Genomic DNA, 23150 nt, shown 5'->3' on the forward strand with positions numbered 1-23150 from the left:
ATCGTTTAACACTTCACGGCAGGGCCTCTCTTTCACACGGCGCCGCCTGTTTGGAGGACTTTTTTTGAAGATAACAGGAAACAAACAAAACCGCATGTCTTACAAGAAAAAGCTGTTTTACGTGATAACAGCGCTCTGTTTTATCAGCTCGCTCATTTTCGTCACTCACAACGCTTCTTTTTATGAGCGCCCGATTGCCAAAGTGACGAAAACAACATTGGAACACCAGTCTGACGTACAGGACATGCATAAAAACAAAGATAAGATTTTCAGTCAGACGATCACTGCCAGACTTGAAAACGGCAGTCAGAAAGGACAGCTCATTCATTTGTCCAATCAGTATTCATCATCCGGAGCGAACGATCAGAAATATTCGATTGGCGATGAAGTATTCGTTTCTATTGATAAAGGGAAACCATCAAACAAGGATATATCGGGAAGCATTATAGATAAAAAACGGGATAAACAGCTTTTGCTGATCGCTTGGGTTTTCATCTTCACCTTGCTTATCGTCGGCAAAAAACAAGGCTTCTTTTCGATCGTCAGCCTGATGTTCAACGCCGTTTTACTGTCGTTTGCATTAGATTTGTACAGGAAGCATCCTAATATAGGATTAATTTTCATCTGCGGTGTCTGTATTCTCATCTTTACTGTCATCTCATTGCTGCTTGTCAGCGGTTTTCACGCGAAAACATACGCCGCCATTGCCGCGACGCTCGCAGGCACTTTCGTTTCCCTGCTGATTACGTATCTGGTAATGCTGGCAACCGGAGAGAAAGGTCTCAGATATGAGGAAATGCAGTATTTAACCCGCCCTTATCACACGGTGTTCATGGCCGGGGTATTTATCGGATCACTGGGAGCGGTCATGGATGTAGCCATTACCATGACGTCATCTGTCTTCGGATTATATGAAGAAAACAAGGGTATCTCATTACAAGCACTCAGACGTTCCGGGATGGAGATCGGAAAAGACATCATGGGGGCGATGACCAACATTCTGTTTTTTGCTTATATAAGCGGCTCTATTCCGATGATGCTGTTGTATTTGAAAAATGATTCCCCGATAGGATTCACTCTTTCTATGAACATTTCCTTGGAAATAGCCAGAGCATTGGCCGGAGGGATCGGAATCGTATTAGCCATACCCGCCAGTCTGTATGCTTCTATCTTTTTTATTAAACGAAAGAAGGCAAGCTCATGAATGTCATCGTAATTCTCGCGGCGATTTTATTTCTATTAATGGTCATCATCGGCGGAAAAAAAGGAGCGAGGTCTTTTATTGCGTTATTCTTAAATTTCGGTGTTCTCTTTCTCACCATTATTTTCATGACAGACCCGCATATCAATCCGATTATTTTAACATTGCTCTCTTCCGCCGTGATTTGCAGCATTACTCTTTTTTATATTAATGGAGGAAACGTCAAAACCGTAACCGCCTTTATTTCTGCAATGCTGACGATTGTACTGCTGCTGTTTTTTATTATGTCTGTAACAAAACATACTTCGATTCAGGGATTCGGTGAAGAAGAATTGGGTGATATCGGCATATTCACACTGTTTGTCGGGGTGGATTTTGTGAAGGTTACCGCAGCCATGATCATCATGGGCACGATAGGGGCGATTACCGATGTCGCGATTTCCATTACTTCACCCATGCGGGAAATTTACAGTCATAATCCGTCCATAAGCAGAAAAGATCTGTACACATTCGGATTAAGCATCGGGAGAGATATTTTAGGAACGAATACGAATACGTTATTCTTTGCTTTTTTCGGCAGCTATTTGGCTTTAATTATCTGGTTTAAAGACTTATCATACTCAGCTGAAAAAATTGTGAACTCAAAAGTATTCAGTGCGGAAGCCGTCACCATTCTTTGTGCCGGAATCGGGATCGGCATCATCATTCCCGTTACATCCTGGATCACCGCCTGTTTTTTAGCAAAACCAAATAAACGTTAAAAGCTGCCGGGACACGCCCGGCAGCTTTTTTTATCTTATACCCAGTTTACTACGTCTTTTGAGGCAGATCTTGTTTTCGGGCGCGGTTCTCTGACACGGTAGCCGAATGCGGCCATAACAGAGATGTCGAAACTTCCGTTTTCCAGAAGCCCTTCTTCTTCAAGAATCCGGTGAATTTCTTTGTAGTTGAAGCCTTCTACAGGGCAGGAGTCGATTCCGATCTGCGCAGCGGCTGTCATCATATTGCCGAGGGCGATGTAAGTCTGTTTGGATGCCCAGTCAAACAGCGCGCGATCTGATTCAAGCAGATTGAAATCATTTTTCTGGAAGTCTTCCGTTTTGCTGATATAGCCTTCATACATATCTTCCGGCATTTTTTTGACTTCCCGCAAGTGATTTTTGACATAGTCGGCGTCAAAACGGATATCCTTTGCCGTCCGGGCAAGCAGAAGTACGAAATGACTTGCGGTCGGCAGCTGCTTTTGCGCGCCCCATGTGAACTCGCGGAGTTTTTCACGAAGCTCCGGATTTTGAACGACGACAAATTTCCAAGGCTCCAAACCGAGTGAGCTTGGGGATAACCTTCCCGTTTCTAAAATGAATTCAAAATCGCTTTCTGAAATTTTTTTCTCAGGATCAAATTCCTTTGTGGCGTGTCTGAATTGATACGCTTCGATGATCTGCTGTTTTTTATCTGACATTCATGATCTCTCCTTTTCAATCGTTATGTACTATTGTAGCCATTATTTTTGAAAGTACCAGTACGCACATTTTTGTTGGATAGTATTCATTTTGATACTGACAAAAAAAACGGGCTGCCGCGGCAGTCCGTTTTTATTTTTCCCTTCTCGCAAAGTCGACGAAACGGAATTTATCGAGCCTGTGCCGGCTTTCCGTGTACTGAAAGAGGCTGGTATCCTCCAAAAAGACGCGGTTTTTCACGACCGCCATATGGCTGAATCCGCCGAGATCCAAATACTTCCGGTCCTCTTCCCCCGCCGGCTCCACGACAATTTCCTTTTGCGCGTAGCTGATGGACAAGCCGAGCTCTCCTTCGAGATACTCATAGATCGAATCTTCACAAATCGCCTTCGTCAATAGAGGCACGTGTTTTTTCACAAAGTAATCCTTGTCCAAAATAATATGTTCTCCGTCAATCCGTCTTGATCTGACGACTTCCCACACCTTTTCATCCGCTTCTGTACCAAGCTCTTTTGCGGCTTCTGAGGGAGGCAGGATCAGCCCGAGACGGTGAACCATCGTTCTCGTCTCTTTTCCGAGCGTTTCCGAAAGCTCTTTGAAGCTGATCAGGCCTGAGACGGGAAAACGCATTTTTTCTCTATCTAATATGACGGAGCCTTTGCCTTTGATTTTCTGGATGTAGCCGTTTTGCGCCAGCATATTGAGGGCTTTGCGGACGGTTTCTCGTGATGTGCCATATTGATCACACAAATCATTTTCAGACGGAAGAACGTCTTCAGCCTTCCGCTGGCCGCTTTCGATCTGCCGCACCATATCTTTATAGATTGTGATGTATTTATTCACTTTCATTTGACCACCCAGATTAGTGTATCACGCTTTTGTCAGATGATAAACGATCGATTCATACGGACGAAGCGTCAATCGTTCCGGCCGCCCTTCCCTCGGTTCATCATTCGTCAGCAGCACCGTAAACCGCCAGCCGTCCGTGTCTTTAAGCGGAACCGTAAAGTCCGCTTCTTTCCCGTAGAAATTGTTGATGCACAGCAGTTTTTCATCCTTGCCGTGTCTGACGTACGCCAGAACCGCCGGATCGTCTTCAGCGAGCAGCTCAAACGTTCCTTCAGTCACGATGTCATATTCCTTTCTGAGCTTGATGAGCTTCTGATAATGGTAGAAAATTGAATCCGGGTCCCGCAAAGCCGCTTCCGCGTTAATGTCCCGATAATCATCCGCCGCCGGAATCCAAGGCGTGCCCGTCGTGAAACCGCCGTGCGGCCCGCTGTTCCACTGAATGGGGGTTCTGGCATTGTCTCTTGATTTCTCTTTTAAAATGGCGATAATGTCTTTTTCGGGCACGCCTTCTTCCTTCATCTTTTTGTACATGTTCAGTGATTCGACATCGCGGTATGAGCCGATGTCATCGAACTTCGGATTGCCCATGCCGATCTCCTCACCTTGATAAATGTAAGGCGTGCCCTGCATCATATGAATGGCCGCCGCCAGCATTTTGGCTGATTTCGTCCGGTATACGCCGTCGTCTCCGTATCTGGATACGGCCCGCGGCTGGTCATGGTTGCACCAGAATAATGCGTTCCAGCCTCCGCCTTTTTGCATCTCCGTCTGCCAAAACGCTAAAATCCGTTTCAGCTTCAGAAAATCAAACGGAGCGAGCGCCCATTTTTCACCATTCGGATAATCCACTTTTAAATGATGAAAGTTAAAAGTCATATCGAGTTCTTTATTCTCAGGGTTTGTGTACCGGATGCAGTGGTCAGCAGTTGTCGAGGACATTTCCCCGACCGTCATACTGTCATATTTCGAAAACACTTCCCGGTTCATCTCATGAAGAAATTCGTGCACGCGCGGCCCATCCGTATAATAAGGGCGCCCGTCACGCCCATCCTCGGCATCAGGAAACGATTGGTCTTTAGAAATGAGGTTGATCACATCCAGCCGGAAGCCGTCGATCCCTTTCCGGAACCAAAAATGCATCATGTCGTAGACCTTTTTTCTCATCTCTTCATTTTCCCAGTTCAAATCGGCCTGCGACACATCAAATAAATGCAGATAGTGCTGGCCTGACGCCGGGTCGAGCTCCCAAGCGGAACCGCCGAATTTTGATTCCCAGTTGTTCGGCGCCCGGCCGTCTTCCTTTCCGTCTTTCCAAATGTAAAAATCCCGATACGGACTGTCGGGTGACGAGACCGCTTCTTTGAACCACCGATGCTCGACTGATGTATGGTTTACGACAAGATCCATGACGACCTTGATTCCTCTTTTGTGCGCTTCATCGAGAAGGCGTTCAAAATCCTCCATCGTTCCGTATTCTTCATAAATGGTGCAGTAATCGCGAATGTCATAACCGTTGTCATTCTGCGGCGAATCGTAAATCGGCGTAAGCCAAATGACATCAATCAAAAGCTTCTGCAAATAATCAAGCTTCTTGATAATGCCGTTCAGATCACCGATCCCGTTTCCCGTCGTATCATTAAAGCTCTTCGGATAAATTTGATATACCGCTGCCTTTTTCCACCATGGTGTGCTGTCTGTTTTCATTTTTCTTCACCGCCTGTAATGTTTTGAATTGAAAGGGAAAAGGGACAGCCTGATAGAAGGCGCCCCGCAGGTTTTCTATTTTTGCCGTTTCAGCCGCGCATACCCGTATGTTCCCGCAAACGGGAGAATCAGCACGATCAGCATTCCGATCGCAAACGGACCCCAGTACTGACTCATAATGGAGAAGATCCCCGGCACGCCGCCGACTCCGACCGAGCTTGCGAGAACGCCTTTGACGGAGATGAACATCCCCGCGATTCCCGAACTGATCATGGCGATCACAAACGGAAATTTGTAACGCAGATTCACGCCGAAAATCGCCGGCTCGGTAATGCCCAAATATGCGGAAATGCCGGCCGTCAGTGAAAGCCCCCGCTGTTTTTTATCTTTTGTAATCAGCATCATGGCCAAAGCCGCCGATCCTTGAGCGATATTTGACAATGCGAGCATCGGCCATAAAAATGTGCCGCCGAGCTTTGAGCCGATTAATTGAAGATCGACCGCGAGAAACGTATGGTGCATCCCCGTAATCACAAGCGCCGAATACAGCCCTCCGTACAGCAGGCCTCCGATGGCGGAGAATTGGCCGAAAACGGCAATCAATCCCGCCGTCAGCGCGTTACCGATCGCAAAGGTAATCGGACCGATGATGACAAAGGATAGAAAACCGATGACCAAAAGCGTCACCGGCGCGACGACCAACAGCTGAATGCCCTCCGGCGTCCGTTTCGTCAAAAAGATCTCAAGCCTGGCAAGTAAATAAGACGCCAGCAGAATCGGGAGCACCTGACCTTGATACCCGACTTTCTGCACCTCAAGGCCGAACAGGTTCCACACCGGAATATCGCCGCTCTGCTCGGCAGCCCCGTAGCCCCATGCGTTTAACAGATCAGGATGCACCAGCATCAGCCCGAGCACGATGCCCAAAAGGGGGCTTCCTCCGAACCGCTTCACTGCCGACCAGCCGATTAAAGCCGGCAGAAAAGCGAAAGCCGTCCCCGCGATCAGATTAATCATATTGGCGAGATCCGCCCATTGCGGATATACTTGGACAATCGATTTGGCGCTGTAGAAAATGCCTTCCGCCGTTAAAATGTTGTTCAGACCCATTAACAGCCCGGCCGTGACGATCGCCGGCAAGATCGGAATAAAGATGTCCGCAAGCGTTTTCACAGCACGCTGTAAAGGATTCATTTTTTGCGCTGCCGCCTTCTTCACGTCATCCTTGGACGCTTCACCCATCCCCGTTTCCTTCACTAATTCCGCATATACTTTGTTGACCGTCCCCTGCCCGATCACGACTTGAAACTGCCCGTTTACTGCAAAAGATCCTTTGACAATGTCTATTGCATCAAGCATTTTTTGGTTTACTTTGGTTTCATCTATTAACGCAAACCGCAAACGCGTCACACAATGAGTCGCCGCCTCAATATTTTCGATTCCGCCGACAGCTTCAGCGATCTGCCGCGCAGCCCGGTTAAACTCACCCATGCCAACCCCTCCGTAACCGTTTTCATTTCGTCTCACAAACTTGTATATACATGTTTATGACTCTATTGTAATGATGTATATACATGTCGTCAATCTATTTTTATAGCGCTTTCATCACAAATATACTGCGAAAGACCCTGAAACAAAAAAAGCCCCGCCGGAACCGGGCCTTGACTTCTTGTTTTATCGGGAACATGTCCGGGCGGAATTCACAACAGGAGCACAAAAAGCATACAGTACTGTACAACTAAGTTAAAGAGGTGTGAAGAGATGCCATCCACTGTTATCAACCTGTACTATTTGAAGATTAACAGTATTTCTGGCAACGGATCTATTACGATTGGGGAAGCGGCATACAACAGTCCCACCACAAATAACAAATCACAAGGACTGAACTCTTCATTCGGCGATACGTCACCTATAGAATCGATGATGGAGAACTTGTTAAATGATCCTGATGTCAACGACCAGACAGAAATCGGAACCGCAGATACCGCAAATGTTATGCCGGTGCCGCCCACTATAGATTAAAGGGGTTTTTATGAATGCCTTACCAAATTAACGTCGTCAATATAAAAGTAAACGGAGCAACGCAAAACGGAAACGTCGATATCGGTCAGACCGTACAAAACAGCCACACCGCCAACAGCAAATTTGTCGGCGCGAACTTTTCTTTAGGGGATTTTTCTCCGGCCGCCGGATGTTTGAATTCGGGCCATCTTGACCCTGACGTGAGCGACCAAGATCAGATCGCCAACCCGTCAATGCCGATCGCAAATCAAATATAGGGAGGTTCTGCCGAAGTGGATATCGAAAAAATGAGAAAGTGGCTTGAGATTACGAACGAGCACAAGCCCAGCGACTTTTGGACCAATGTCCTGAAACGGAAATCTCCCGAAGATTTTTTCTCCTTACAAAAAAACACCCTGACTTATGATATTTATCAGGATGAACAGCACACATTTGTCATTGTGGAAATGCCCGGCGTTTACGAAGAAGAATTGACATTGAGGCTGCTGTCAAGAACACGGCTGCATATAAGAGGAAACATCACACCCCTTTTTCCAAAGAACATGGGCGTCTGCCAAAACCGGTATTACGGGGAAATCGATGAGACGATTGAGCTTCCTGAACCGGCTGAGCCCCGCCTGTTACAGGCGCAGTGCGTAAACGGCCTGCTCCACATTTCCTACCCGCGCCTTATGGAGCACATTCCTTTTCAGAAAAAAATCTAAAGAGCCGGCTTACGGGCGGCCCAGCCGTCTGTACACTTTCTCCTTATAATGAGAAGATGCGGGTTTTGAGAACATGGCTTTCTCCTCCGTCAGTTTGTCGAGTCTGACTTGTTTTTCCGTCCGTTTGTTCCGCAAGTGATCCCGCTCCTGTTCATTGCGGCACTTGGCGATCAAATAATCGAGCGTCATCAGCTCTTTCTTCAGCGCGCCCTCATCCTCGGCGATCCCGGCGTTTTTTAATATGCGGTAGCCCATTCTGAGCGATTCCGGAAGATGTGCGGCATCGTCTTTCGGCAGGGGCTTTCCCATTCCTTTGATGCCGGCGAACTCTCCATCCTTAATGGCGCGCTTGATTTTATCTTCAGCCACGATATGGGCAATATCCATCACTGTTCACCTCTTTTTTCAATAGAACCGGGTGTGATCATGCGGAAACACAAATCCCAGTTTGTGCCATTTGTGATTTTTAAAGCTGTCATTCAACAGATCAACCCCCGTTGCGACAGCGTTTTTCGCCCTTTTTCCGATGAGCCTTTTCCACCTTTTCTATTTGCTGGTTTCATGGTATATTGATTACGTTCATTTTTTCTATCGTTCCGTGTAAACCGTGATCGGAAAAAAGGAGTGTAACAATGAAAACATTTATAAAAGAAAGAGGACTTGCCTTCTTCTTGATAGCGGTCGTGTTATTGTGGGTGAAAACATATGTCGCTTATATTTTAAACTTTAACCTCGGCATAGACAACACGATCCAGAAAATATTGCTTTTTGTGAATCCGCTGAGCTCCAGCTTGTTCTTTCTTGGATTTGGGCTTCTTTTCAAGAAAAAATTACAGCAGACAGCCATTATTGTGATTCATTTTTTATTGTCTTTTTTGCTTTTTGCAAACATCGTCTATTATAGATTCTTTAATGATTTCATTACCATCCCGGTCATGATGCAGGCAAAGACAAACGGCGGCCAGCTCGGAGACAGCGCGTTCTCGTTAATGAGATGGACAGACGTCTTCTACTTCCTGGATACCGTCATTTTGATTATTTTGGCCCTTAAGATGAAAAAACCGGCTGAAAAACCGGCGAAGAAATCATTCAGAATCGTTTTGGCTTCCGCCGTGCTTGTGTTCCTGATCAACCTCGCCGTCGCGGAATCCGATCGTCCTGAGCTTTTGACACGCTCATTTGACCGAAACTATCTGGTGAAATACTTGGGCACGTACAACTTTACGATTTACGATGCCGTGCAGAATGTGAAATCAAACAGCCAGCGCGCGCTTGCCGATTCAAGCGATGTAACGGATGTGGAAAACTATATGAAGGCCAACTATGACGTGCCGAACAACGTCTACTTCGGAAAAGCCGAAGGAAAAAACGTCATCTACGTCTCATTAGAGTCTCTGCAATCCTTTATCATTGACTATAAAATTAACGGCAAGGAAGTGACGCCGTTTTTAAACAAACTGGCGCACGATAATCAAACATTCTACTTTGATAACTTTTTCCACCAAACGGGACAAGGTAAAACATCTGATGCGGAATTTATGATGGAGAACTCTCTGTACCCGCTTTCGCAAGGTTCGGTTTTCGTCAATAAAGCGCAAAACACGCTGCAGTCCGTTCCTGCGATCCTAAAAGGCAAAAAGTACACGTCTGCCGCTTTCCACGGAAATACGCAGACTTTCTGGAACCGTAACGAAATGTACAAAGCGGAAGGCATCGATAAGTTTTTCGATTCAGCTTATTATGACATGAGCGAAGAAAACACGAAAAACTACGGCATGAAAGATAAACCGTATTTCAAAGAATCCATGCCGCTCTTAAAGAGCCTGCCGCAGCCGTTCTATACGAAGTTCATTACGCTGTCCAACCACTTCCCGTTCGGAATGGATAAAGAAGACACGGACTTCCCGGCGGGAGACTTTGGCGATTCAGTCGTCAATAACTACTTCCAGTCCGCGAACTATCTGGATGAATCAATCGAACAGTTCTTTAATGACCTGAAAAAAGACGGCCTGTACGATAAGTCGATTATCGTGATGTACGGAGACCACTACGGCATCTCCGAAAACCATAATAAAGCGATGGCGAAAGTGCTCGGCAAAGATGAGATCACTGAATACGACAATGCCCAGCTTCAGCGGGTGCCGCTCTTTATCCACGCTCCCGGCGTGAAAGGCGGCCGCAATCATAAATTTGCCGGTGAAGTCGATGTTGCGCCGACCGTTCTTCATCTGCTCGGCGTCGATACGAAAGATTATCTCATGTCAGGTTCAGATATCTTATCGAAAGAGCACAGAGAAGTCATTCCGTTCCGTAACGGAGACTTCATCTCGCCGAACTATACGAAAGTGTCCGGCAAGTATTACGATACGAAAACCGGAAGACTTTTAGATGATTCAGAAGTCGACAAAAAAGAAGACTCTCTCGTCAAGACTGAGCTTGAAATGTCTGATAAGATCATCAACGGCGATCTGCTTCGTTTCTATCAGCCGAAAGGCTTTAAGAAAGTGGACCCTTCACAATTCGATTATACGAAGCGTGAAGATTCCTCAGCAGATGATCAAAAAGAATAAACAAAAGCCAGATCATATCAATGATCTGGCTTTTTTATGTTCAGCTCCCGGCGGCCATAGAGCGCTTTTGCAGGCTGTCGGAAAGAACTGAATAAGCGACGACTTTCTTTTTCTGCTGTTTGACGACATCTACATGATCTTCGTAGCTGTATACAAATACCGTCACATCTTTTTTTCCTTTTCTCGTCTTAATGACAAGCGGATCGGCTCCGTTTTGCGGATGAAGATAACGCTCTTCATCCCCTGGGTATATATAATGCCGTTCGATAAACACGGCTTCGTTAAAATCATCAATCACCCGGCGTTTGTCTTCGCCTTCCAGACGTTTTCCGCCGAGGGAAACGGCAGCGGACGCGTCACTGAGCTTTGAATGGGTTTCAAACTTGCGGAGAATCCATTCCACCGCTCCGGTAGGAAGGCATGTCAGCAAAATCTTAATCAGGCTTATGACAACAATTGAAACAACTGCAATCCATGTCACCTTACATCATCTCCATACTTGTTCTACATGAATCTTAACATAGAAGAAAACATTGTTTTTTGTACATTATGTGAAACTTGATATATGTTCAAAAAAATCCGGATCACATAGGTGATCCGGATTTTTCAAGTCTGCTTCTGGTCGTCACGGCTGACGGCCTCTCTCAGCTCTTCCGCGACAAATTCGACGTTCGGCCCGATAATGACCTGCGCCGTTTTATTCCCCGTTTTGATAACCCCTTTTGCTCCCGCTTTTTTAAGCGCCGCCTCATTAATGAGAGACGTATCCTGCACGGTCAGCCTGAGGCGGGTCGCACAGTGATCAATCGTTTCGAGGTTTTGCCTGCCGCCGAGCCCCTTGAGCATGGCATGTTCTTCGACGGAACCGGCCGTATCTTCACTAAGCACTTCTTCCTCTTCCTCATCATCTTCCCGTCCCGGCGTTTTCAAGTTTAACGTTTTGATGAGCATATAGAATACGACAAAATAGATCACCGCATAACAAAGCCCGACAACGAGCAGCAAAAGCGGTTTTTCGGCAATGCCGTAGCTGAGGAGATAATCGATCGCCCCCGCCGAGAATGAAAAACCTGACCTGATTCCGAGAACATTCACGATAAATAAAGAGAACCCGGTTAATATAGCATGAACCCCGTACAAAAGCGGTGATAAAAACATAAATGCAAATTCAATCGGCTCTGTAATTCCGGTAATAAATGCCGTCAGCGCGAGACCGATCATCATTCCGGCCGTCGCTTTGCGCTTACTTGGCTTAGCCGCGGCAATCATTGCCAGACATGCGGCCGGAAGCCCGAACATCATAATCGGGAAGAATCCCGTCATATAAGTTCCCGCCGTCGGATCCTTCGCAAAGAAGCGGGCCAGATCTCCCGTTTTTCCGTGAAAATCGCCAAACTGGAACCAAAAAATATTATTCAGCACATGATGAAGACCGAACGGAATCAAAAGCCGGTTAAAAATCCCGTAAATCCCGGCGCCGATTCCGCCAAGCCCGATCATCCATTCCCCGAAAGACGTAATCACCGACTGAATCGGCGGCCACACAAATCCGAAGATCCCCGCCAAAATAATGGTAATCAGCGCCGTTACAATCGGAACGAGCCTGCGCCCGCTGAAAAACCCGAGATATTCGGGCAGCTTCGTATCCTTAAAGCGATTATACGTGTATCCCGCAATTAACCCCGCGATAATCCCTCCGAAAACGGCCATATTATTTGTCGAATTGATTGATTTTACAGCCGCGTCCAGCATGATATAAGAAATTGCTCCCGACAGAGCGGCGGCCCCGTTGCTGTCTTTGGAAATCCCGATCGCGATTCCGATCGCGAAAATCAGCGGCAGATGATCAAATACCGCGGTCCCCGCCGCGTAAATGAACGGAATATTTAATAAGTCCTCTCTGCCGATGGCCAAAATAATACCAACGGCGGGCAGAACGGCAATCGGAAGCATAAATGATTTTCCGAGTTTTTGCAAAAATTGAAGCATTTTACCCATCCCCCTTCTTTTTTCTTAAATATACCACATAAGTTATCTAGTGATCTATACCAATTTTCCTTCATTTATTCACATAAGGCTTGTTGGTTTTCTATTTATAAACCAGTTGTGGTAAGCTTGAATCAGATGATTAAAAATAGAAAGCGGGAATGACAATGATTGTAACGAACGATCAAGAATTAGAAGGGCTTAAAAAAATCGGCAGAATCGTCGCGCTGGCGCGTGAAGAAATGAAGAAAAAAGCCGAGCCCGGCATGAGTACGAAAGATCTTGACCTGATCGGAAAGGCGGTGCTTGACGAGCACGGAGCCGCTTCCGCTCCGGAGAAGGAATATGATTTCCCGGGCGTGACATGCATCAGTGTAAATGACGAAGTCGCTCACGGCATTCCGAGCGCCTCTAAAATCTTAAAAGCCGGGGATCTTGTAAATATCGATATTTCGGCGGAGTTCGGCGGTTTTTATTCCGATACGGGCATTTCATTTGTACTCGGAGAAGGCGATGAACGTCTGCAAAAGCTTTGTAACTGCGCAGCATCCGCATTTCAGAAAGGATTGGATCAGGCAAAAGCCGGCAAACGCCAAAACCAGATCGGCAGAGCCGTCTACCATGAAGCCCGCTCCAACGGATTTACCGTCATTAAAACGCTGACGGGCCACGGAATCGGCAGAAACCTCCATGAAGCGCCGAACCACATCATGAATTACTACGATCCGTTTGATAACGCGCTTCTTAAAAACGGAACCGTGATCGCGCTTGAGCCGTTTATTTCCACGAAAGCGGAAACGATTGTTGAAACGGGAGACGGCTGGACGTATAAAACGCCGGATAAAAGCCTTGTCGCCCAAGTGGAACACACCATCGTGATCACAAAAGACAAACCGATTATTTTAACTGCATTGTAATGTTTCATCTCCCTCCCAAACAGGTATACAACAACTAACCCGAAGGAGGGAGACGCATGAAAAAAGATAAAGAAAAAATCAAAATCGAAAACGAAATACACGCCATGCACGGCGTAACGAAACAGCAGATTTTAGAGGATTTCGAGGAATTTAAGGCGTACCTTCATCAGAAAATTTCCGCCGGAAAAAAACTGGGTCTGGATGACAGCAAAATCATCAAAAGCGCCGCCATCCTCGGGGACTATCTCGCCAAACACGAGGAGCCCCGCAATGCGGAAGAAAAACTCTTACAAGAACTGTGGGCCATTGCGGATGACAATGAAAAACAGCATTTGGCCCAGCTTCTCGTCAAACTTGCCGGACACTGATACAGTGCCCGGCTTTTTTATGCCCCGTTATAAGAGTTATGCTACACTGGACATATGTCTGTGAAAGGAGCCATTTTTCAACATGTGGTTTATTATCTTCGGGTTTATTTTCTTTATTGAAAGCATCATTCTCACCGTTTACGGGGTGAAGAAAAAGAAGGGGATGCTGATTTATTTCGGCGTCGTTTTCGGAATCATGACACTCGGAACGGTGCTGTTAAAATTAACCGGCCATTAAGCATGAAAAGACCGCCCTTTACATATATATGTAAGAAAGCTTTACATCTCTGAATCGAAAGTCTCAGTTTTTGTGTTATCCCTTTTCAGCGTCTTTTTATAGATGTTACAATGCCAAAAGTTTGGCAAAAACTGAAGAAACCTCCCCAGCGGGAGAACGGAGAAAGGAGTTTTCTGACATGCATTATGGCAGTAAAGGCTGGTATGTAGAAGAGTTAAAGAAAAAAGGAATTACCCACTATGAAGGAAGAAAGCTTCAAAGCTTCAAAAAGTACTTCCTTGCCAATCTGCTGGAAACAAAAAAACAAGCATAACGTAAATCAGCCGTGCTGTCAGTGCAGCACGGCTTTTTTTCTATACATTCCTGAGCCTGTCCCTTTTTTTAAGGAAGGACTCCCTCCAGCTTTCTGACAGCGCTTCTTCCCGCAGTATTTCTTCAATCGCTGACAGATTGCCGGAATCACGATATTTCACTTCATTCGCATACCAGACGGAAATGCTTTCTTTGCCTCTCGACAGACGCTTGAGGACGGGACGCGGATCGACATATCCTTCTTCAAGCACCCTGAAATAAAAGCCGGTAAATCCCGTCTGCTGTACACGGAGCACCATATCTTTGATGCCATATTTGAGCGCGAGTTTGACGCAGGGCTGGCGCGGCTGGCTTACTTGAACGACGGCTTCCCCCAGCTGAAAGACGTCTCCGATCCATACGTCTTGTTCGGCCAGTCCTTTGACCGTTACATTCTCTCCGAACGCGGCGGCGGGAAGTTTTCTCGCGAGCGTTGTTTCCCAATATGAATAATGCTCGGCGGGATACACGCACACCGCTTTATCGGGGCCTCCGTGATTCTTCAGATCAGCCTGCCCGTCCCCGTCAAAATGGGTTTTATACAGCATGACGGGAGAATCTGCGGGCCGCTTTATGATGCCGGAATTGATTTGTCTGCCGGCAAATTCATGAATTGCGGGCTTTCCGAGATTGATAGATAAGACAGAATAGTCTTGCGTCACCTCGTTCACATCCTTTGCGAAATCTCATATCTTTCCTTTATCATAGTAAGAAAAAGGTGGTTTTTCCATGCTTCAATATCATATGATGGCAGACGGCCGGGTTCAGGGCGTAGGTTTTCGCTACTTCGTCCAGATGGAAGCCGACAGACATAAGATAGCCGGCTGGGTAAAAAACCGTGATGACGGCCGGGTGGAAATCCTTGCCGAAGGCCCTGAAGAGTCGTTAAAACAATTTGCCGAAGCAGTCAGAAAAGGCAGCCCCTTCTCAAATGTCACAGGCGTAACCATCGAAGAATCACACCGTCTGAAAGGATACCGCACTTTTTCCATCAGTTACTGATAAGGCTTGTCCTGATAATAATAATTCGGCTTCACAATCGTATTGTCATATGATTTATGGAAAATGTGGGTGGAAGCCGGCGAGATCGGCGGAATCAGCCAAGTCCAGTCGCCCGTCAGCTTTCTGCCCGCGTCTTGTTCCTGTTCTTCAAAGCGTTTAAATTGATTCGCCGCCGTATGGTGATCGACAATGCTGACACCGTGTTTTTTGTATGAATAGAGCACTGCCTTATTCAGTTCCACCAGCACCTGATCTTTCCACAGGTCGGTATTCAGGCTGGCGGAAATCCCCATGACCGCAGCGGCTTTTTTGAGCATATCATACCGTTTTTCGTCTGCAAGGTTCCTTGCGCCGATTTCGGTTCCCATATACCATCCGTTAAAAGGCGCCGCGTTGTACGACAGTCCGCCGATTTCAAGCCTCATATCGGCGATAATCGGAACCCCGTACCATCTGAGATTTAAATCGGCAAACTCTTCAATATCCGGATGGGTGATCGGCACTTCTTTCACGAGCGCCTGAGGCAGGTCATACCAGACCGGCTGCCCGTCCCCTTTCATCCGAAAAAGCAGCGGCAGAATATCAAAATCGGTCCGCTTCCCGCGCCAGCCGAGTTTTTCGCAGACAGCCGTCAGCTCATATGATGCCGGATCACCGACTCTTCCTTTTTCAGTCTCATATCCCGCATAGCGGATGAGCTGGTGATTCCAGATCTCCACTTGTTTCTCCCCATTCTGCTCAGGAGGGAAAATCGTAATTGTCGGTTTAATTTTTCCGCCGTTCGTGGCGATTTCAATATGTTCAAATAATGCGTCGCGCACCTCTTCTTTCGTGTTCACACCGCGCCGGTCAATGACGTTCAGCGATTGCCAGAACAGACGCCCGATACAGCGGTTGCTGTTGCGCCACGCCATTTTCGCCCCGTGTTCAAGCTCTTCCGCCGTATGGACGTAACTTCCCGTCCGCTCTATCTCATCTTTTATCGCGTGTAGTCGCGCGTTGATTTGCGATTCCATTCCGAGTTCCTGATAGCAGACATCAATAAAATCCTTCGCCTCATCCCAAAGTATTTCCGTATGTTTCAAAAAACTCTCTCCTTCAATTTACATCTGTTTCCCATTGTATCGTTTTTAGGAGTGAACACAATGGTTTTTTTGTATCATACTGGAAACTGCAAAAAAAACACCTGTGATTTTCGCAGGTGTTTTACAAAACGGAATGCAATTTTTCAGCCAGTGTAAGCAAATCCTCACGGTAGTTTTTTCCCGTCATCGGAATTCCGTGACCCGTCAAAAGCGCTTCCGGCTCCAGTTCGGCCAGTTTCTGAACGGATGCGGCCGCCGTCTGTGTATCCGCTGTAAAATAGGCGGGCGGCCCGTGAAGCTCTTGCTTTTGAATGACAACGTCCGCAAGCGATTCCTGTTCAACAGTGATCACGGCATCACCGGCAAGCAGAACGCGGTCTTTATCCCGGAATAATGAAATATGGCCGGGTGTGTGGCCGGGCGTATGCACCCATTTCCATTCTTCAAGAAACGGAACGGTACCGTCTGAAGGCAGTGCCTGAACGGACGGAATACGGATCGTATGGCGCGGAAACAGCGGTGACAGCTTTGCGACAAGCCCTTTTTTCGCATCGGGCCTGGCAGGCGGATAATCCGCTTTCCCCGTGACGTACGGGAGCTCCTTTTCATGAATGTAAACCGGCACATTCCAAAGCTCAAGCAGCTCTTCAATCGCACCGACATGATCAAAATGACCGTGTGTCAAAATGACCGCCTTCAGCTGATACCCCTCTTTGAACCGGCGTTTCATTTCTTCTGTTATCATCTCCGCCGATTGCGGCATTCCCGCGTCAACCAGAATGATTTCCCGCGGAGCTGAGGGATTTTCGATAAAATAAACATTCGCAATCTGCACGGTCAGTCCGTAAACGCCGTCCGCCGCTTTAAAACCGGCACCGCTTCTCACTGAAAAAAGCGGCATAAACGGATCACTCATCATGGCACCTCCTCTGATGCCTTTAGTGTGCGACGAACCGGGTGTTTTATGTTAAAAAATCGTGATTGCGCCGATGATGAGCGCAAAGGCCGTCATGACGATAACGGCTAGAACCGCCCATTTCATCGCAAATTTCTGGTGTTCATCAATGGTGACCCCGGCAAGCCCGACTAATAAATGCGTCGACGGCACGAGCGGGCTTAACATATGAATCGGCTGGCCGATAATCGAAGCGCGGGCGATTTCCACCTTATCTACACCGTACGCCACGGCGGTCTCGGATAAAATGGGCAGCACGCCGTAAAAATAGGCGTCATTAGGCATCAGAAACGTAAAGATACCGCTCGTTAAGGCAACAATCGCCGGAATAAATCCCCCCATCTGTTCCGGAATAAGCGATACGAGGGAAATGGCCATCTCATCGACCATCTTCGTCCCCGTTAAAATTCCGGTAAACACGCCTGCGGCAAAAATCATCGAACCGATCGCAAGCACATTGCTCGAATGGGCTGAAATACGCTCCCTTTGATCGTTAAGCTTCGGATAGTTGACAATCAGCGCGATACAAAACGCAATGATGAACAGCACGGTTAAATTCACTTTTCCTGACACTAAAAATCCCACTAAAGAAAGCGTTAACATTAAATTGAACCACCACAGTTTCGGCCGCTTCCATTCATCTTCCGCAGCCGCAGCCGTTTCATTTGTATGGGACGGCTGCTTTAATTCGATCACCCCGAGCCGTTTCCTTTCCATCCTTCCGAGTACGTAAGCGACCACAATCATACACACCATTCCGCTCGCAATGACAGGCAGCATCGGCCCCGTCAGCTCTGCCGGGTCAACGCCGAGCGCACTCGCCGCACGCGGCGTCGCGCCGCCCCATGGTATCGTGTTCATGATACCCATGCCGACACCGGCGATTCCCGCTAAAATAATCGGACGGATTCCGAGCATGATATACAAAGGCAGCATTGCGCTTGTCGTAATCATATACGTCGTCGAGCCGTCTCCGTCCAGTGCGACAAGCATGGTCAAAACGGCTGTTCCGACTACAATTTTGAGCGGATCGCCTTTAACCAGCTTTAAAATACGCGACACCATCGGATCAAATAAACCGGTATCAATCATAATGCCGAAATAAAGAATCGCAAACATAATCATGACTGCGATCGGCGCCACCTGTTCAATACCGGAGATCATCATCTCGCCGACCCGGTTAAAAGAAAACCCGGCAAACAGCGCAAACACGATCGGCGTTAATACAAGCGCCGTTAACACTGAAAGCCGTTTTGTCATAATCAGCACCATAAAAACAAGCATCATAAGAAAGCCTAAGATTGCTAACACAGTATGTCCCCCTTATCATGAATACGCTTACATTTTAAAGGCCCGATCCCCTTTATCCGCCTTTTTGCTATCTTATGAGAATTGGATATTGAAGTAAATATTTTGGATTTTAAAGATTTTTAATTTTTTATAACCTTTTCGTTCATTTTGTTCATTTATAAATAAAAAGCCTCCCGCAAATATGCGGAAGGCTTATTTTTCGCTGCTCATCATCTCTTTATAAAACTCGGTCTGCTCTTCTAAAAAGCGTTTTGCGCCGCTGCTGTTTTTATAAAAGCTCTCCCAATCCCGTTTTTTCAGCATTTGCTTCCACTCCGCGGATGAGGTAATCTGTTTCAAAGCCTGATCCCAATAGGCGATCTCGCCTTCGGTCATGTCTTTCGGCCCCATGATGCCTCTCCAGTGCGCAAAGACAAACGGCACCCCCTGCTCTTTCCATGTCGGCACATCGCTGAAGCCGGAGAGCCTTTTGTCCGACGTAACGGCCGCCAATGTGATTTTCCCTTTCCGATAGGCGTCTCTCGCTTCTGAAATGGTCATTGAGGCGGCGTCTATCTCGTGGCTGATAAGAGCTTCAATGACTTCATTGCTGCTCCCGTATTGAAAAAAGCGGATATCAAACGGAGAAATTCCGGCCATTTCCGCCGCTCTCGCAAAGGAGAGCTGGTCATCATTTCCGAGGCCGGGCGCAAATCCGATTTTTATGCCGCCCGGATGTGCTTTAATATCGCCGAGCAGCCGCTTTCCGCTTTTTATCTTTGAATCCTTCGGAAGAGCGACGGTCTGCCACTCTTTTGCGATAATGGCCAAAGGCGTAAAATCAGCTGCCTTCAGCCGGCTTTGTCCCAAAATTTCATTGCTTAACAGCAGGCTTGAATTCATACTGATGACATCCGTTTTTCGTTCGTTTACATATTTCCAGCCGCTGTCTCCGCCTCCGCCGGGTTTATAGACGATCTTTACGGGCCGGCCTAATATTTGCTTCCGCTCTATTACCGATTGCAAAGCTTTTGCCGTTACGTCCCAGCCCCCTTGAGGCGCCGCCGGGACGACAATTTCAACCGGCCCTTCAGCTGAACGGATGCCCGCCATCTGCCGTCCGTCATAAGAAACCAGCGCCGCCAGCATGACAAGAAGCACTCCCAACCGCTTCATTTCTCCCATCCCTTATTCATGTGCTAAATAATATTTCCGTTCCGGCCTGCCGATAATGCCGTACTCTAATTCAGCGAGCGCTTCTTCCCGAGAAACGAGAAACTCGGCGTAGCGCCGCGCCGTTGTTCTGGAGGCGCCCATTTTTTCGCCCAGTTCTTCAGCCGTCATCCCTTTTTGGGCTGCCCTGAGCGCGTTTTTGATTTTTTGAAGTGTAATTGAATTAATCCCGGTCGGCAGATCATTGTGCTGTTTTTGTTCTTTCTGACCGCTTCCGAAAAACATGTCGATAACGGACTGGCTCAGCTCCGGCTGTGAGCGCAGCCATTCTCTTTTTTCACGGTACTGCAAAAGCACTTCTGTAAATTTCTGTGCCGACACCGGCTTTATGACATAGTGAGAAACGCCTGATCTGAGCGCTTCCCGCAGCAGTCTTGTTTCGGCAGAAGCCGTAATAATGATGATATCAACGGAAGGAAAACGGCCGCGGATAAGGGGAAGCAGATCTGTCCCCAGCTCATCCGGCATATAAATATCCAAAAGCAGCAGATCAGGCTGCCGTTTCTCAAGCAGCGATATGGTGTCTTTGGCATTGATTGCTTTGCCGATGACATTGAATCCATCTAGATGTTCGATAAATTTTTCGTGAATTTGCGCTATTCGAAAGTCGTCCTCTGCAATCGCGATGTTAATCACACCGATTCCCCCTTTGACCTTTCTTTCGGTATAAACACCGTAAATACGGCACCGCCGCTCTTTTGCTGCGAAATCTCTATCGATCCCTGCAATTCACTGACGGCTTCTTTCAGATTGGCTAAGCCGTATCCTCTCCTCGTCCCCTTTGAAGAGTAGCCCTTCTCAAATATGGTTTCTGTTTTTTCCTGAGGCACGCCGTCTCCTGAATCCGCCACTTCGATGACGATATCTCTGCCGATATCGGTCATAAAAAAGGCGACCTCTTTTTTCTCTTTTTCGGCGACAGCTTCGAAAGCGTTATCAATAAGATTTCCGATGATCGTAATGAGCTGGGATGAGCCCACATGCTCCGGCAGCGATTCTAAAAAGCTGTTTTCATCTATTGAAAGCTTCACTTTCTTCTCAGACGCCTTTCCCATTTTTCCTAATAATATGGCCTGAACCCGCTGTGAATGAATGTTTTGAAAGAGGATTTCGTGCTGTTCATTCTGGATGGCGTACTCTTCTTTTATCAGTTCAATGGCTTCATTATATTCTCCCAGCTCTAACAGACCGAGGATCGCGTAAAGCTTATTCGAGAATTCATGCGTTTGCGCCCGGAGATCCTCCGAGTATTTTTTCATTTCAGTCAGCTTGTTAATGAGTTTCTTGAGCTCCGTTTTTTCGCGGAAGCTGATCACCGCTCCGTATACTTGTCCGGTCTGCTTCATTTCTTTCACGTTTAAGATAAACACTTTATCTCCGGCACGCACCTCCACGTTCGGCGGTAATTCTCCCCCTGCCAAAACCGGCATAAGATTTGCGCCCGGCATGATTTCTTTTATATGCCTTCCGATCATCGGTGCCGGAAGATTCAGCATATCAGCCGCAGATAAATTCATCATGGTTACCGCGCCTTCTTTGTTTACGGCGATAATCCCTTCTTTCATCGCAAGGAGCATCGCATTGCGCTCCCGGTACAGCGCTGCAATTTCATGCGGTTCAAGGCCGAGTGTATCTTTACGGATGCTTTTTGCGAGCGCCGCCGCTCCCCCGATGCCGATAAGAAACACCAAACATGCAAAATAGCCTAAATGCCGCAGATGCGCTTTCATATCTTTTTCTATCTCATCTTGTAAAAACTCGACTGTCACCGTTCCGACAACTTCGTTATGATTTTTTTCCTCCAGAATAACCGGGGCGCTTCCCCGGACGGCCGTCATTCCGTCGGAAACCGGAGACCCGCCGAACATGACGGTTTTGTTTTGCAGATTTTGATTTTCTTTCGGAATGCTGCTGCGGGCCGACTGAAATGCAACATGCCCTTTTTGATCAGTAATGTAGACGGCGTGCGCGCCTGCCTGTTCTTTCATTTGTTCAATGACGTCTAACTTTGTAAAAGCTTCTTGATCCGCAAGCCGGAATGCCTCTTTTACAGGAGGCATGTATGAAATGGTTTTTGCCGTTTGCACCGCCAGCTGTTCAGCCTGCTTCTGGCCTTCCTTTAATTGCTGAAAGGCAAATATAACAGTGAGCGTCCCGATGACAAGTATTAATAAAGCCGTGATTAATCCGGCGATTTTCATTTGCAGAGAGACATAAAACCGCTTCGCTTCCAACACAGCACCAGCCGTCCTTTCCTCCTAAAATCATACCACTTTTTAAATCTTTGTTTCTCATTTTTGAGAATTTTCGTGATCTTTTTCTCTTGTCATTTCTTTCAAAAAGTGCAGTCTGGTATAATTTCCCTTAAGAGAGATAAGAAGGATGAACTTTTTATAATCGATGCGCAAAAAAAAGACTGACAGAAGCCAGTCTCGGGATGTTTAACAACGGACATATATTCAGTTGACAAAGTGTTTCTCTATGATGGCCGAGATACATTTGAATGACCGGAAATATCAATCAATTTTCCTTTGACGGCCAGGCGCCCTTCGGTTCTTACCGCTTTGTCGCATGTGATTAATGTAATCTCTTTATCTTTTGTCTCCTGAATTGCGTTTGCTTCTATTTCTGAAATCATGGTTTTTGATGTTACAGAATAAATATAGTCTTTTCTAAAGTCGGTCATCACGATTTTCGCGCCTTTTTTTATGTGTAAAAGAGGGCCGAACAATAGGTTCTCCTGCTTCAGATGGTGGCCTGCCAACGGGTAGTTTCCCTCGCCCATTTTCTGATCCGGACGCATAGTTGCCGCGCCGATCAGCAGGTTTTCATTGGTTGTGCCTTTTAAAATCGGAAGGTCTAAATCGATGCTGCTGATGGTTATCCGTCCGATTATCGGTTTTGGTTTGCGATTAAAACTTGACTGAACTGTTTCACTGAAACCGGGCGGATGAATGGATTCAAAATCATAGTCCGCTTTTTTCATGTTATTTTTCCGCGCTTGTTCTGCGGTCAATTCCGTTTCAATTTGGCTTTTACTGAGGTACGCGATCAAACAGCCTTTCATGAGAGGAGAGGAAATGAGAAGCAGCCCGGACAAAATAAGAACGGCAATGATCATTTTTTTAACCATGAAGAAAATTCCTTTCTTGTACGCCATGCGGTGAGTATTTGGTGAGAAATGATTCTCTTTTTAAAAAAGCACCTGA

The 23150-nt window shown here is 46.9% G+C and carries 26 protein-coding genes; 11 read left to right on the forward strand and 15 right to left on the reverse strand.

Features of this window, described 5'->3' with window-relative positions; translation table 11 throughout:
* Window positions 1–64 precede the first annotated feature (64 nt).
* Together CXL14_RS19465 and CXL14_RS19470 are read left to right on the forward strand one after the other, a co-directional pair.
* Complete coding sequence (locus tag CXL14_RS19465) at window positions 65–1204, forward strand: YibE/F family protein (RefSeq protein WP_014417191.1); 1140 nt, start codon at window positions 65–67, stop codon at window positions 1202–1204.
* A complete protein-coding gene (locus tag CXL14_RS19470) occupies window positions 1201–1962 on the forward strand; it encodes a YibE/F family protein (protein WP_101287918.1) in 762 nt (253 codons plus the stop codon). Before CXL14_RS19465 ends, CXL14_RS19470 begins: the two co-directional genes overlap by 4 nt.
* Before the next feature lie 35 nt (window positions 1963–1997).
* Here CXL14_RS19470 and CXL14_RS19475 read toward each other — a convergent pair whose 3' ends face one another.
* From CXL14_RS19475 to treP, 4 genes are all read right to left on the reverse strand, one after another.
* A complete protein-coding gene (locus CXL14_RS19475; RefSeq protein WP_014417189.1) occupies window positions 1998–2663 on the reverse strand; it encodes an NAD(P)H-dependent oxidoreductase in 666 nt (221 codons plus the stop codon).
* A gap of 133 nt (window positions 2664–2796) precedes the next feature.
* On the reverse strand, window positions 2797–3513 hold the full coding sequence (gene treR / locus CXL14_RS19480; RefSeq protein ID WP_014417188.1) for a trehalose operon repressor: 717 nt from the start codon (window positions 3511–3513) through the stop codon (window positions 2797–2799).
* A 21-nt stretch (window positions 3514–3534) separates the two neighbouring features.
* Window positions 3535–5220: an alpha,alpha-phosphotrehalase gene (gene treC, locus CXL14_RS19485; protein ID WP_014417187.1), complete on the reverse strand. Its 1686-nt coding sequence runs from the start codon at window positions 5218–5220 to the stop codon at window positions 3535–3537.
* Between the two features lie 75 nt (window positions 5221–5295).
* Window positions 5296–6711, reverse strand: a complete 1416-nt coding sequence (gene treP / locus CXL14_RS19490) for a PTS system trehalose-specific EIIBC component (protein ID WP_014417186.1) — start codon at window positions 6709–6711, stop codon at window positions 5296–5298.
* Window positions 6712–6981: 270 nt separating this feature from the next.
* Between treP and CXL14_RS19495 the strand changes: the two genes are divergently transcribed.
* The 3 genes from CXL14_RS19495 to CXL14_RS19505 are packed head-to-tail and all read left to right on the forward strand — an operon-like array spanning window position 6982 to window position 7946.
* Window positions 6982–7242, forward strand: coding sequence for a spore germination protein (locus tag CXL14_RS19495; protein ID WP_014417185.1), 261 nt, complete (start codon window positions 6982–6984; stop codon window positions 7240–7242).
* Window positions 7243–7256: 14 nt separating this feature from the next.
* Entirely contained in the window at window positions 7257–7499 is a 243-nt protein-coding gene (locus CXL14_RS19500) for a spore germination protein (protein WP_003155595.1), read from the forward strand.
* 15 nt (window positions 7500–7514) lie between these two features.
* Window positions 7515–7946: an Hsp20/alpha crystallin family protein gene (locus tag CXL14_RS19505; protein ID WP_017419105.1), complete on the forward strand. Its 432-nt coding sequence runs from the start codon at window positions 7515–7517 to the stop codon at window positions 7944–7946.
* A gap of 9 nt (window positions 7947–7955) precedes the next feature.
* On the opposite strand, the gene CXL14_RS19510 is transcribed toward CXL14_RS19505, so the two are convergent.
* Window positions 7956–8333 (reverse strand): DnaJ family domain-containing protein, encoded by a 378-nt coding sequence (locus CXL14_RS19510; RefSeq protein ID WP_007610033.1) that lies wholly within the window; start codon window positions 8331–8333, stop codon window positions 7956–7958.
* 245 nt (window positions 8334–8578) lie between these two features.
* On the opposite strand from CXL14_RS19510, the gene CXL14_RS19515 reads away from it, so the two are divergent.
* Window positions 8579–10516: a lipoteichoic acid synthase gene (locus tag CXL14_RS19515; RefSeq protein ID WP_088056280.1), complete on the forward strand. Its 1938-nt coding sequence runs from the start codon at window positions 8579–8581 to the stop codon at window positions 10514–10516.
* A gap of 40 nt (window positions 10517–10556) precedes the next feature.
* On the opposite strand, the gene CXL14_RS19520 is transcribed toward CXL14_RS19515, so the two are convergent.
* Window positions 10557–10997, reverse strand: coding sequence for a YfmQ family protein (locus CXL14_RS19520; protein ID WP_088056281.1), 441 nt, complete (start codon window positions 10995–10997; stop codon window positions 10557–10559).
* 125 nt (window positions 10998–11122) lie between these two features.
* Entirely contained in the window at window positions 11123–12505 is a 1383-nt protein-coding gene (gene nagE, locus CXL14_RS19525) for an N-acetylglucosamine-specific PTS transporter subunit IIBC (protein WP_017419100.1), read from the reverse strand.
* A 164-nt stretch (window positions 12506–12669) separates the two neighbouring features.
* Here nagE and map point away from each other — a divergent pair, with 164 nt between their 5' ends.
* The 4 genes from map to CXL14_RS19545 all read left to right on the forward strand — a co-directional run bounded on the left by map (window position 12670) and on the right by CXL14_RS19545 (window position 14338).
* Window positions 12670–13419, forward strand: coding sequence for a type I methionyl aminopeptidase (map, locus tag CXL14_RS19530; RefSeq protein ID WP_014417181.1), 750 nt, complete (start codon window positions 12670–12672; stop codon window positions 13417–13419).
* Window positions 13420–13475: 56 nt separating this feature from the next.
* The gene (locus CXL14_RS19535) at window positions 13476–13787 is read left to right on the forward strand and encodes a DUF3243 domain-containing protein (protein WP_014417180.1); all 312 of its coding nucleotides are present in this window, start codon (window positions 13476–13478) and stop codon (window positions 13785–13787) included.
* A gap of 82 nt (window positions 13788–13869) precedes the next feature.
* Window positions 13870–14025 (forward strand): hypothetical protein, encoded by a 156-nt coding sequence (locus CXL14_RS19540; RefSeq protein WP_003155608.1) that lies wholly within the window; start codon window positions 13870–13872, stop codon window positions 14023–14025.
* A gap of 178 nt (window positions 14026–14203) precedes the next feature.
* Window positions 14204–14338, forward strand: coding sequence for a YflJ family protein (locus CXL14_RS19545; protein WP_003155609.1), 135 nt, complete (start codon window positions 14204–14206; stop codon window positions 14336–14338).
* Window positions 14339–14378: 40 nt separating this feature from the next.
* On the opposite strand, the gene CXL14_RS19550 is transcribed toward CXL14_RS19545, so the two are convergent.
* Entirely contained in the window at window positions 14379–15038 is a 660-nt protein-coding gene (locus tag CXL14_RS19550) for an MOSC domain-containing protein (protein WP_014417179.1), read from the reverse strand.
* A 67-nt stretch (window positions 15039–15105) separates the two neighbouring features.
* Between CXL14_RS19550 and CXL14_RS19555 the strand changes: the two genes are divergently transcribed.
* Window positions 15106–15378, forward strand: coding sequence for an acylphosphatase (locus tag CXL14_RS19555; protein ID WP_014417178.1), 273 nt, complete (start codon window positions 15106–15108; stop codon window positions 15376–15378).
* On the opposite strand, the gene nosA is transcribed toward CXL14_RS19555, so the two are convergent.
* The 7 genes from nosA to CXL14_RS19590 all read right to left on the reverse strand — a co-directional run bounded on the left by nosA (window position 15372) and on the right by CXL14_RS19590 (window position 23074).
* A complete protein-coding gene (gene nosA / locus CXL14_RS19560) occupies window positions 15372–16463 on the reverse strand; it encodes a nitric oxide synthase (protein WP_014417177.1) in 1092 nt (363 codons plus the stop codon). The genes CXL14_RS19555 and nosA overlap by 7 nt on opposite strands.
* 121 nt (window positions 16464–16584) lie before the next feature.
* Entirely contained in the window at window positions 16585–17379 is a 795-nt protein-coding gene (locus CXL14_RS19565) for an MBL fold metallo-hydrolase (RefSeq protein ID WP_014417176.1), read from the reverse strand.
* A 51-nt stretch (window positions 17380–17430) separates the two neighbouring features.
* Complete coding sequence (locus CXL14_RS19570; RefSeq protein ID WP_014417175.1) at window positions 17431–18729, reverse strand: Mg(2+)/citrate complex secondary transporter CitM; 1299 nt, start codon at window positions 18727–18729, stop codon at window positions 17431–17433.
* Between the two features lie 192 nt (window positions 18730–18921).
* Window positions 18922–19884, reverse strand: a complete 963-nt coding sequence (locus CXL14_RS19575) for a tripartite tricarboxylate transporter substrate binding protein (protein ID WP_014417174.1) — start codon at window positions 19882–19884, stop codon at window positions 18922–18924.
* A 12-nt stretch (window positions 19885–19896) separates the two neighbouring features.
* Complete coding sequence (locus CXL14_RS19580) at window positions 19897–20577, reverse strand: response regulator (RefSeq protein WP_014417173.1); 681 nt, start codon at window positions 20575–20577, stop codon at window positions 19897–19899.
* Window positions 20574–22178, reverse strand: coding sequence for a sensor histidine kinase (locus CXL14_RS19585; protein ID WP_101287920.1), 1605 nt, complete (start codon window positions 22176–22178; stop codon window positions 20574–20576). The genes CXL14_RS19580 and CXL14_RS19585 overlap by 4 nt, the downstream gene beginning before the upstream one ends.
* 242 nt (window positions 22179–22420) lie before the next feature.
* Window positions 22421–23074, reverse strand: coding sequence for a class A sortase (locus tag CXL14_RS19590; protein WP_014417171.1), 654 nt, complete (start codon window positions 23072–23074; stop codon window positions 22421–22423).
* Between the last annotated feature and the right edge of the window lie 76 nt (window positions 23075–23150).

Source organism: Bacillus sp. SJ-10 (assembly GCF_002843505.1).
Lineage (GTDB): Bacteria > Bacillota > Bacilli > Bacillales > Bacillaceae > Bacillus > Bacillus velezensis.